Source organism: Herbaspirillum sp., from assembly GCF_035644555.1.
Taxonomy (GTDB): Bacteria; Pseudomonadota; Gammaproteobacteria; order Burkholderiales; family Burkholderiaceae_D; genus Herbaspirillum.
The window spans coordinates 83,335-95,364 of the sequence record NZ_DASQOH010000044.1 but is presented as its reverse complement, the minus strand read 5'-3'; the positions used below and the strand labels follow the sequence as shown (position 1 = coordinate 95,364).

The window sequence follows — 12,030 nt, the reverse complement described above, 5'->3', positions numbered from 1 at the left end:
CCATCCAGGTTGTACTGCGCTGCATGCGCCTGCCAATTGCCGCTGGTGCCTTGTTCGATGCCGCCCGCATTGAAGCGCATGTAACTGCCCCCGCCATTGATGAGGACTTCTTCCTTGGCGGTGATGCTGATGCGATTGGCGGTGTGAGTGATGTTCAGTTTCGCCAGGATGTTGATGCTGTCCCTAAGCGCGGTGATGTCGATATCGGCGGCGGCGGCCACCAGCTTCATGCCGGCTTTACAGGCGAACAGGCGTACCGCATCCCTGGCGCTGGCCAACAGGCTCTTGCCGGCGCTGATGCTGGCATGGGCGCCGCTGGTCAAGGCCGTGTGCTGGTGGCTGAGCAGATGCGTAGAACCGGCACTGCTGGTCTGGATGCCGGCGGGGCTGGAAAGGGTGAGATGGGGTTGCTGGAATTCGGGGAAGCCGTTTTCGTCGCCAACGACGCGGCCCTTGACGGCATCATTCTGCTGATGCAGTTCCGCCGCCACCTGTCGCTGGTCACCGTCCTGCTGCGCCCCGGACTGCAGGGCGGCCTGCGACAAGCTGTCATGCAGATCGGCGCCCTGCTCCATGCGCGCCACCGTCTCGGTCATGTCGGTGATATGGCCCTCGGCGCCTGGCCGGGCTTCGGTCGTAAGCAGCAGGCCGCGCTGCGCACGCACCGCACCGTGACCGTCGGTACGCAGTTCAAAGCCTTGTCCTCGGCCATCCTTGCGACCGGCGTGGTCATCGATGCGGGTAATGTGACCCAGGCTGAGTTGGCTGGACTGATGATCGCTTTTGAGTTGGATCTGGATCTGCTTCCAGGTATCGTCCAGGACCAGATGATTGCTTCTCCCCAAGGCACGGTTGCCGCCCTCGGGGGTGAGCTCGCGACTGCGCAGGCCGGTCAGTGCACGCTGCTGCGGCAGCTCCCAGGGCGGCATGTTGGCCTCGTTATGGACACAGGCTGTGACCAGGGGATGATCAGGATTGCCGTCCAGCCACTGCACAACCACTTCGGAATCCACCCGAGGATGAGTGGCCAGCCCGCTCCGGGAGCCAGCCCAGTTGGTCGCCACGCGCACCCAGCAACTGCTGGTCTGCTCCCGATCCCAATGGAAGCGCACCTCGATGCGGCCGTAGCGGTCCACGTTGAGGCTGCCCTTGCCCTTAGGCCCGACCACGGTGGCCGTCTGCAAGGTAGCGATCCGGGTATCGACACTGTCGAAACCCGGACCGGGGCGCCAGGGGCTGTCCAGTGGCTGGCAAACGAAGCGGTTGCTGTAATGCGCCTCCATATCGGCGCCTTGCAGATAGTTGTTGCAGGCCTCGTGATGGACTTCCAGGATCAGGAATTGTCCATCCTCCTTGCCGTGGCGAAAATGTTCACGCAGGCGGAACGACCTGCCGGGTGTCACGTGACGGTTGTTCCCGCTGGCCTCGAACTGCAGGGTGCGGGCCTCGAGTTCCTCCATCCGCAGGCGCACCAGGCGCTCCGCATCGGCCAGGTTGCGAAATCCATAGTGGCCCAGGTAGCGATGCTCTTCCACGCGGGCAGTGGCCCCCTGCTGGACAATCGTGCGGATTTCCGTCTCACGCGGATAGGGCTGCTTGAAATCGAATCCGGTGACCACCGAATGGGCCGGTACCGCCTGCCTGGTCGCACGCCACTGCGCGATGGCGTCTTCGTCCTGCGCCCCGCCCTTGCTGTGGAAGCGGATTTCCGCACCGTCCTCGTCGAGAGGGCGGGCGCCGCAGGTGTCGTCACTCACGACCAGGGTGTGGCCATCCTCGGCATGCTCGTACCAGTAGGCGTATCCCTCAGCCGCCCAACGCCGCGACAGATAGTTGTGGTCGCTCTCGTCCCACTGCGTGCACATGGTGTATTGCAGCGGCTTGCGTACGACCGACCAGCGCCAGCGTGGCAGCCCACTGTAGGCCTTGAGGATCGCGTGGGTCTGCTGCTCTATCGTCTGCTGATGAAAGAGACGGCTGTTGCGGCGTAGGCGCGCGTAGTGCAGCCACGGAACCAGAATGGCCTCATAAAACGCGATCGCGCCGTCGGTCTTGACGAAGGCAAAGCGCGATACGTAACCGGTAAAAGGGCGCAACCGGCCATCGGCCAGCACCAGCGACACGCAGAGCAGCTTGCCCTGCATGCTTTCCAGTGCAATGGTGGCGTCGTCGCTGAGCAATTCCAGCGTGAAGCAGAAGTCTCTCGACATCGATTCGTGACCACTGAAACGGTGGATCATCAGTGGGGCCGAGGGGGCATCGTCGTGAGGAAAGGAGAGACGCAACAGACGATGGTGCTGATGCCGCTGATGCAGCATTTTCAGGATATTCATGGCAGCAAGAGAAGGATGAGCCGGACCGGGGAGGCAGTATCGGCTCAGCGCGCGCCCTTGTTCTTGCACCTTGTTGAACTAATTGGCTGCTTCCGAAAATTTTCGACACATTTTTTCGCTGCACCAAACTGATCCGGTCATTCATCAAAATGGGGCAACTCAATTCGTACCGATAGCTTCGCTATCAGGCCCCGGAGAAATCCACGGCTCGCCTACGTAAAAAGTGGATAGTCGCGCGCCCGCAAGATGCAAGCGCCGGATATTTTTCATCGTTCCGATTCCCTATGATCGCCGCAGCAAGCGATGAGGTCGTGCGTCCACGCGCACGGCTTCACGGCAGGTCGGTCTGCGCGCTTGCCACCTCCACATCCGCACCACTCAATTCAATCAACATGGGGAAGAGCATGAAAAAACTGGTCGCAGGCGCCATGGCGCTCACGGCAATGACTTGTGCACAGCAGGCGCTGGCGCAAAGCCAGGTCAGCATCTACGGCATCATCGATACCGGCGTGGTCTATACCACCCACGCCAACGCTGCCGGAAACTCGGTCCTGAAGATGCCGTCGCTGACGGCCTCGTTTCCGTCACGCCTGGGCTTCAAGGGTAGCGAAGACCTCGGTGGCGGACTGCAGGCCATGTTCGTGCTGGAGTCCGGTTTCGCCGTCGATACCGGTGCCATGGGCCAGGGCAATCGCCTGTTCGGCCGGCAGTCCTACGTCGGTCTGAAGAATGGCTGGGGTAGCCTGATGCTGGGCCGGCAGGTCAACATGACCTATCTGGTCACGGCCAAATCGGATGTGATGGGTCCCAACATCTTTTCCATCAGCAGCATCGATTCGTACATCCCCAACGCCCGCAGCGACAATGCCATCGGCTACCTGGGCAGCTTCAACGGTCTGACCGTCGGCGCCACCTACAGCTTCGGTCGCGATACTTCCAGCGCCGGCGGTGCCAGCGCCACCAACTGTGCCGGCGAAGTGGCGGGCAACACCAAGGCCTGTCGCCAGATCACCGCCATGCTGGGCTATGACGGCAGCAGCTACGGTATCTCCAGCTCCTACGACATCCTGTACGGCAACACCGGTGCCGCCAATGGCCTCACCAGCAGCAACAATCACGATCAGCGCGTCACATTGAATGGCTACGTGATGCTGGGCCAGAGCAAGATCGGCGGCGGCGTGATCGACCGCAAGACCCGCGCGGCCACCGCCAATACCGATTCGGACCTGTACTACCTGGGCTTCTCCACGCCGCTGTCGGTCGCGCTGGTGCTGGATGCGCAGGTGGCCCGGCTCAAGATCAAGGGCACATCCAACAACTCCACACTGTCGGTGGCACGCCTGACCTACAACCTCTCCAAGCGCACTGCGCTATACAGCTCGGTGGGATACATGAAGAACGGCGGCAACGCCGCGATCCCGCTGGATGTGGGCGGTACGGTCGGGGTCGGCATGAACCAGTTCGGCGTGATGACGGGTGTACGCCATACCTTCTGAGCTTGATCCCTCAGGTCTCGGCGTCGACTACGGCGATCCATTGCAGGATGGCCTGCATTGCATCCGGCTCGCCGTCGGCCAATGCCGTCTGTAGCATCTGGCTGCGTTCGGCCAGATGCTCGCGGCCCATGGCCAGCAGACCACCCTGCAGGCGATGCAGGATGCGCGCGGCGCGTTCGCCATCGCCGCACTGCAGGACCTGCTGCAACTTGTCCCGCTCCTGCGGCCAACTGTGCCGGAAGGCATCCAGCAGTACCTTTTGCAACGGGTCACCCAGGTCTTGTACCGGCGCTGCCGGGCGGCCGAAACGGGATAGCAGTTCCTGCATCTGCTGCAGCGACCCTGGTTTGTAGAGCAGGGCATCGAACAGTCCGCAGGGCAAGTGCGCCAGGCTGTCCGGGCCGGCGGCGGTGGTGGCGATGATGCATGCCTGCGCATGTTCCTGACGCACGCGTCGGGCCAGCGCGACGCCGTCCAGCCCCGGCATGTCCAGATCGGTGATGAGCAGGTCGGCGCGCTGCGCCTGCCATTGCGCCAGGGCGTCCAGGCCATCGCGTGCCAGCCGCAGGCGCTGACAGCCCAACGCTTGCAACTGTTGCTGGATCAGGGTCAGGTTCACGTAGTCATCCTCCACCACCAGCACGTCCAGCATGTCCGGTGCGGCGGGCAGCTGCACGGCAGGCGGCGGGCATCGCCATGCCGGTACGATCGTCCCATCCTGCTGGCTCAGGGCCATCCGCCAGGCATGGCGGTCGAAGGCACTGACCTGACGCCAGTGCGTTACGCTGCTGCTGTGGCGCACCACATCGGCGCGGATCAGCACGGCCGTCTTCGATACACTCGCAGGCGCAGCCGCGAAGGCTTCTACGCTATCCGGCGCCACCAGGTGAATGGTGGTCAGGCCGGCCGACTCCGGCTCGACCGGCTCGGCACCCCAATGTTTGAGGTATGCGCGCAGCATGGCTGCGGTGCCCGCCTCACCGGCATACAACGCCACCTGGCGTCCACGCAGGGGGGCGGCATGCTGCAAATCCACCTGCGGCAGCGTCTGCAGCACAATCTCGGCGCCGAACACGCTGCCCTTGCCCGGCTCGCTGGTGAGGGTGATGTCGCCACCCATCAATTCGGCCAGGCGCCGGCATAGCGACAGGCCCAGTCCGGTGCCACCGAAGCGCTGGCTGATACTGTCGTCGGCCTGTTGCAGGGACTTGAAGATGCGCTGGCGCGCCCCGGACGAAACACCGATGCCGGTATCGGCCACCTCGAAACGCACCACGCTCACCGCCTCGGCAACGCGCAGCAGGCGCGTGGACAAGGTGATGCTGCCGGTGCTGGTGAACTTGACCGCATTGCCAACCAGGTTCTGAAGGATCTGCATCAGCCGACGTGGATCGCCGCGCAGCGGGCGTTCCAGCGCGACATCCGGGAGACAGCGGAACTGCAGTCCCTTGTCCAGCGCCAGCGGCGCGAACAGCTGGGCGCATTCTTCGAGCAGCTCGTTGACCTGCAACTGCTCGGAAGCCAGCGTGATGCTCTGCGACTCGATCTTGGTGATGTCGAGAATGTCGTTGACCAGGCTCATGAGCATGTCGAAGGCATGCCGGATCAGCTCGATGCGCTGGCGCTGCGGCGCCGACAGGTCTTCACGCGTCAGCAACTCCAGGTGACCGATGGCGCCGTGCAAGGGGGTGCGGATTTCGTGGCTGACCTGGGCCAGGAACATGGACTTGGCCTGGTTGGCACGGTCGGCCATGCTCCTGGCGTCGCGCATCAGGGCTTCGTGCGCCTTCTGCATGTTGAGGTCGATCATGCCCAGCAGTAGCACATCCTGACCCGAAAAGCGGGTGCGCGACCACACTGCCCCCAGGTGGCTCACGCCGCCATCGCGCAAAGGCAGTTCCGCTTCGATCATGGCCTGGTGCAGATCGTCACCCACCCGCACCGCCGTGAGGATCTGGGCGTAGAAGCCGGCGCTGGGCAGTGCAGATTGCTCCAGCATCTGTGCCGCCACTGCGTTACGCAGCACCACCTCGCCGGAGCCCGGCGCATAGACGGCGATACCCACCGGCAGTGTGTCAATGATGGTCTGGCTGAACTGGCGACTTTCCACCATCGCCAGTGCCTTCTTCTGTAGCGGGCCGATCACGCAACGATCGAAGTACAAGGTGGCTGCCCACACGAAAAGCAAGGAGAACAGCCCCCAGAACGCGCCGGTGATGAAGTTGCCCTGAAGGCCGGCCAGCACGTCGCGCCAGGTAAAGGTATAGACCACCACCCAATCCGGACCCTCGATGGTCTGGGCGATGAAGAAGCTGCCATCGTCATGGAAATGGCCGACGTGATCATGCGGGTCCATCTCGCGTCGCACATGCTCCTGGATGTGCTGCATCAGGCCCGGATCGACCTGGCTGTCCGGCTGGCTCAACAACTGGACGCTACCCTGTCCTTCGAAGACGAACAGTCCAGGGGTATCTTCGTTCTTCATGAAGAACTGGCGGAACTGGCTGGCCGGGACCGAGAAGACGGCCGTGGCCTCATCAGCCTTGTCCAGCTGGATACGCACGGCCAGCCTGGTCACTGCATTACGCACCAGCGGCGCGCTCAAGGCCGGACTCATCCATAGCACACGCTGTCCAGTGCTGCCCTGGGCGCGGGCGGCACGCTCGCGTTCGGCGGCGAAGGCGGCGTCGACCGGTGCCCCCAGGGCGCTGATGAAGCGCGCGATACCCTGTTGCCTCACCAGAGTGAGCTCAGCCCCCTCCAGCGGTGGCGAGATCGCCAGGAAACCGGCATCGGACGTATAAATGAAACCGTCCAGCGTCACCCCTGGCTCGGCGGGATTGAACATCGGCAGGGCCGACGCCTGACGCAACAGGAGCAGCAGGCTGGCCAAGCGCAGACGGTCGGCGGCCGTATCGCTGCGCACCAGGAGCGAAAACGGTACTACCGTCAAGTTTTCCGGACTGCGGGTGATCTGTCCGCCACCGACGTTGCCGGTATAACCCTCCAGCGTCAGCAATTCCCTCTTGTAAAGATGTTGCAGGCGTGCGTACATTTCGGCGAACTGGACCACACGCGCTGTCAGCCGGTCGACCTCTGACTTGATCTGCTCGCGCTTGCTGGTGAAGGTGCCGATCTGGCGTTCTCGAAACTGGGAAAAGGCGCTGTATCCAAGGAACAGGATGGCGCAGACGATGGCCGCCGACAACAGGCAGGCACAGCAGTAGAGCAGGCGCCGATAGTAGCGCTCGGAAAGGGCGAGGAGCTGGCGTGGCATGGGGTCCGGTGGTGCGCTGGATCAGTCGCCCAGGCTCTGGAAGACGCGACTCAGTTCGACGTCATTGCTCACTCCCAGCTTCTTCATCGCCGCCACCTTCTGGTTGCTGATGGTCTTGGGGCTGCGGTGAAGTCGTTCGGCAATTGCTGTGATGGACATGCCCTGGCAGATCATGCGCGCCACCACCAGCTCGCGCTCGGACAACTGGCCCAGGCCGCTTTGGCGCGGGTTGACGCTGAACAGGCTGCCCAGCAGGGCCGACGACAGGGACTGCGGCAGGTAGACCTGGCCTCCCTGCACGCTGTAGATGGCCTGTGGCAGGTTGACGAAATCACTGCGATTCTTGCCGATGAATCCGGCAGCGCCCAGTTCCAGGGCGCTGGAGATGATCTGCGGCTGGGCGTGGGCGCTGAGGAAGATCACCTTCATCGCCGGATGGTGCCGGCGCAGCCGCTTGAGCAGGTCCAGTCCGTCGGCATGCGGGTCGTCGTCGAAAGCGTAGTCGCACAGCAGCACATCGACCGGTGTCTGCGCCAGCGCCGCCATGAGCTGGGCGATGCTCTCGGCGGAAAAATGCAGTGCGATGTCCGTGCAGGGCGCCAGGATCGCCTCTATCCCGCGCAGAACCACCGGAAAATCATCGGCAATGCCGACCCGTATCGTTACCCCTCTAGTCGTCACGGCAATACCCCCTTTCCGAAACTGGCTTCATCGCCGATGCTTGTGTGGCGTGACCGCCTACCGGCCTCCTGGCGTGATCCAACCTGACAAAGAAATCCGGCAGCGCCATCGGCCTGGCGAAATAATATCCCTGGAAACGTCTCACCCCGATGCGGCGCAGGCCCTGCCACTGCGCCAGGGTCTCGACCCCTTCGGCGGTGACGGAGGCACCGAAAACCGCGGCCAGTGCCACGATCTTTTCGATCAGGCGACTGTACATGGAATTTCCGTGCATGGCAGCAACAAATGAACGATCGAGCTTGAGGCAACTGATGCGGCCACAGGCCAGTTGGTGCAGGCGAGCGTCACCGACGCCGAAATCATCGAGCGCTATGGCGATGTCGGCATGCTCGCACTGGGCGAACAGGCGACGGCAATGCACCGGCCCGAGATCGCCGCCGCGTTCCGGCATCTCGATCATCAAGCGTAGCTGCCCCTCCTGCAAGTCTTGCAACAGGGCCTGACATTGCGCCACCAGGGTATCGTCATGCAATTGCTGGCCACATGCGTTGAAGGAGAGAAAGAAGGGCTGCAACAGACGCACCTGCGCCCGCTTCCAGCCGATGCTCAGTTGCCTGAGCATCTGCCGCGTGGCCGCCGCCAACAGTCCCTCCTCCTCTAGCCTCTGCAGAAAACTGGCCGGCGGCAGCATCCCGGCCTGCGGATGCTGCCATCGCATCAGGATCTCGGCACCCTGCCATTGGCCATCGGTACCGACGATGGCTTGCAGGAAGGGCAGGAACTGCCGTCGACGCAGCGCCTGCAACAGCTGTGCGCGCGTCATCGCGGGCATCCTGTCACTCCTGGTGCTGTGGTAAGTGAGGCCAAGCATAAGAACTCCGTTCAGGGGTGGGCGGGCGGCGTCAGCGCAACTTCGTGTTCGCTGAGGCGGCCGTCGTCATTGATGGTGTGGTACCGCAGATACGGGGCTTGCCAGGCGGCGGGCATCCCGGTCCGGGCATTTCCATCCTGCTGCAGCGCATAACGCTGCTGGCCATAGGGTGGGACCATCTGGTCGGGCGCCAGACGTGGCGAGAACGCTTGCGCACCATCGCCAAGCTGCAAGGCAGCGAAGGAGGCGAAGTAGGGGCTTTCGTTGCGACATACCAGCACCCATGCGCCTTCTTCCCCGGGGTCGCGCTCCAGATGGAAGTGCAGTGCGTGGTGCCACTGCGGACCGGGGGGCGACAGGCCAGGTGGGCGGTAAAACAGCTTGATCTGCGTGTTGATCCCCAGCAGTAGCCGTGATGCATCTTGCTGCGGGGCCTTGGCCGACAACAGCGCTATCTCATAGAGATTGAGCCAGAACACCGACTCACGCCCGGCCGGCAGGGGATCGCCGGTGTACAACACCCGCACCTGGCTGACGGCGTGCGGCTGCAGTCGTTGCACCGCCGGCATGACGAACATCGAAGACAGCACCGTGTCCGGCGCCTGACTGCCTTCCCCCTGATCGACCCAGCTCTGCATCATCACAGGGTAATCGTTGGTATTGGCCAGGCGCAGGCTAATCTCGCCAACGCCCTGGCTGAAGATCAGACGCGTACGTTCCGGCATGATCCCGGCCTCTCCGACGCTGCACACTGTCAGGCTCAGCCACAGGAAGGCACAGCGCCACATGGACCACTGCCTCATTGCGTAGCGCCACTTGCCGCGGGCGGGCCGGCGTCGGCGGGGAGGAAGGCTTCGCGCCGGGGCGCGGCGATGCAAGCGGCATCCAGGCGCAGGAGGGCGGCCTTGAGATCCTGGCCGTGCAAGTCGTAACGGACCGCGCAGCGCTCCTGCTGGCCGTCCCCCCAGCGTACCAGCAGGTTGCCGCGCAACTGGGCGATGCGCAGATAGGCCTGGCTACCCTGCCCCACCATGCCTACCAGCTCGCCCTGCGGATCCAGCACGTCGGCGCCCATGGGCAGGGGCTGACCATCGTCGCGCCGCAGCCGGATCAATAGTGCATGGCCGGAGCGGGTCCGGAAGTTCAGCTTCAGGGTGGCGCCGGCGTAGGGGATCACGGTGCGCTGGCTCTCAAGGATCTCGCTCTTGCTGCTCATGCCGGCGTCCGCCAGTTCCACGACGTTGCGCTGGTAGGGCGACAAGGACGGCAGCAGCGCAAAGCCGTTGCTGTCGATCACCGCACCTTGACCGTTGAAGAGCCGGGCCCCCTCGGCCCCCTTGGCTTCGACCAGTGCAAAGGTATCTCCCAGATAGGGGCCAAAGGTGATGCCGCCACCATGCAAGGCCAGCGCGCCACGGGCGTTGGCCGCAGCCTGCCAGTAGTCATGGCCACGCGCCAGGTTGAGATTGAGGTTGACCTTCGGCAGGCGCATGCCGACATTGCCATTGAGGCTTTCCTGTCCTCCGCCCGGTGCGTGGCTGGCGCCCAGGCTGTAGCTGATGTGGCGCTCGCCCGGCACCATGGCGGAAAGCTGCGACTGGTACAGATCCTGTCCAGCCGCCTTGACCACCGAGCTGCTCAGGACCGGTCGATCACCGCCGGCTTGCCCCAATGGAATGGAAAGCGACAGCATGACCGAGGAACCTGGTCGACCCGCTTGCGGCAGGCGAGGGTCGAGGCCCGACTGTACGCTGGAGGCGCCACTGACCTGCTGCCGCTGGAATGCCAGATTGATGCTCATGCCATTGCTCCACATGGTTGAATAACCGAACTGCAACTGGGTGATGCGGCTGCGGTTGTGATAGAAGGTCTGGGTCAGCCCGGAGAGGTAGAGTGACCCCACGCTGCCCAGTTGCTGACTGAGCGAGACGTCGAACCGCGAATGCTGCTGATAGCTGCTGGAATTGGCCAGCGCCCACTGGTTGCCGCGCCCGGCATGGCGCTCGCTGAGCACATCGGCCAGCTCCCGGTAGCCGGCCGTCGAATAGCGATAGCTGGCAATGGAAAAATTGGTGCCGGTGGCCTCGAAGGCGTGGGAATAGGACAGGCCCAGCATCCAGCCAGCGCGCGCCCCACGCCCGGTATCTGCGTAAGAATGATTCAACGCCAGTCCGACCGACCCTGCCGGCCCTGCCAACGTAGTTCCGATCAGCACCGAACGGTAAGCCCGGGCCAGTCGCAGCCCGACGTTGCCGGTCAAGGCATTGCTCAGACCACGTTGATACAGCGCGTCCATGAACAGCGCCGGCGTGTCGGTATCACGCGTGCGCCCGGCGGTCAGGCTGTAGCGCGAGCGACCGGGGCGCATCGATTCCGGCAGCGCGGAGAATGGCACGCTGAAGCCGGAACGCGTGCCGTCAGCCTCGATCACGGTGACGTCGAGGTCGCCGTTGTAACTGGTCGGATACAGATCGTCAATGACAAAGCTGCCTGGCGCCACCGTGGTGCGATAGATCTCGCGTCCCTTCTGGCTGACGATGACCTGGGCATTGCTGCGGGCACTGCCGCGAATGACCGGCGCGTAGCCGCGCTGCGAGTCAGGCAGCATGCGGTCATCCGAACTGAGTTCCAGACCCTGGTAGGCCAGACCGGAGAGCAGCTTTCCGGAAGTGAAGCTCTGGCCCACCGTCAGTTCGCTGGTCCAGCCTGGCAAGGCGCGCCTGGCGTAGGTGCGTACCGGATTCCAGGCCAGCCCGGCATGGTTGTCATAGCCCAGGCTGCCCTGCTGGCGCAGGCGCCAAAGACCGAGATTGACGCCGCTGTCGGTAAAGCCGTAGGTCGCGCTATGGCTGACCTGTGCCGTGCGAACGTAGTACTGGCTGATGCTGTAGTTGACGAAGCCGATACTTTCGCCGGCGTCGTAGTGTTCGGGGTCGACATAGCCCCGCGCCACATGCTTGAGCTGTGCCTGTGGCAAGGTGAGATTCAGGCGCAGATTAGCCAGATCGAACACCGCGTTTGCGCCCGGCGCAAGTTCTTCGAGGCGCGCACACTCGCGCTGCCCCAGTTGCGCCAGCAGATCCGGACGCAGGTTCAACATGGCAGCATCCTGCGCCTTGAAGCAGGCTGCGACGCCCTGCCCTTCGAACAAGTCGAAACGCAGCGACCGCCGGTGACTGAAACTGCCATTGACGAACACATCCACGCTGTAGGTGCCGGGCTCCACATTACCGATCCGGTTGAAGCGCGACAGGCTACCCTTGTTGACAGGGGAGGCCATCTCCAGCGCCTCCAGGAAGCGATAGCTCTGCTCCGGTTGCCCGGCCACCGGCGGGGCCATGACCAACAGACTGGCGCCCAACGACAGCGCTG

At 63.6% G+C, this 12,030-nt stretch carries 7 protein-coding genes; 1 reads left to right on the top strand and 6 read right to left on the bottom strand.

Annotated features, from left to right (window positions below; all coding sequences use genetic code 11):
• Nucleotides 1–2,333 (bottom strand): type VI secretion system Vgr family protein (locus tag VE092_RS11580; protein ID WP_324876844.1); only part of this gene is annotated, 2,333 nt, incomplete at its 3' end.
• Between the two features lie 404 nt (nt 2,334–2,737).
• On the opposite strand from VE092_RS11580, the gene VE092_RS11575 reads away from it, so the two are divergent.
• Entirely contained in the window at nt 2,738–3,829 is a 1,092-nt protein-coding gene (locus VE092_RS11575; RefSeq protein WP_324876841.1) for a porin, read from the top strand.
• Nucleotides 3,830–3,839: 10 nt separating this feature from the next.
• Here VE092_RS11575 and VE092_RS11570 read toward each other — a convergent pair whose 3' ends face one another.
• From VE092_RS11570 to VE092_RS11550, 5 genes are read right to left on the bottom strand one after another with little or no spacing between them, the layout of a single operon-like run.
• The gene (locus VE092_RS11570; protein WP_324876839.1) at nt 3,840–7,106 is read right to left on the bottom strand and encodes a hybrid sensor histidine kinase/response regulator; all 3,267 of its coding nucleotides are present in this window, start codon (nt 7,104–7,106) and stop codon (nt 3,840–3,842) included.
• A 21-nt stretch (nt 7,107–7,127) separates the two neighbouring features.
• The gene (locus VE092_RS11565) at nt 7,128–7,787 is read right to left on the bottom strand and encodes a response regulator transcription factor (RefSeq protein WP_051110952.1); all 660 of its coding nucleotides are present in this window, start codon (nt 7,785–7,787) and stop codon (nt 7,128–7,130) included.
• Nucleotides 7,777–8,658 (bottom strand): EAL domain-containing protein, encoded by an 882-nt coding sequence (locus VE092_RS11560; protein ID WP_324876835.1) that lies wholly within the window; start codon nt 8,656–8,658, stop codon nt 7,777–7,779. The genes VE092_RS11565 and VE092_RS11560 overlap by 11 nt, the downstream gene beginning before the upstream one ends.
• A gap of 11 nt (nt 8,659–8,669) precedes the next feature.
• On the bottom strand, nt 8,670–9,446 hold the full coding sequence (locus VE092_RS11555; RefSeq protein WP_324876833.1) for a molecular chaperone: 777 nt from the start codon (nt 9,444–9,446) through the stop codon (nt 8,670–8,672).
• 11 nt (nt 9,447–9,457) lie between these two features.
• Nucleotides 9,458–11,998 carry a fimbria/pilus outer membrane usher protein gene (locus VE092_RS11550; RefSeq protein ID WP_324876848.1) on the bottom strand — a complete coding sequence of 847 codons (2,541 nt, stop codon included), beginning with the start codon at nt 11,996–11,998 and terminating at the stop codon, nt 9,458–9,460.
• Nucleotides 11,999–12,030: the final 32 nt, after the last annotated feature.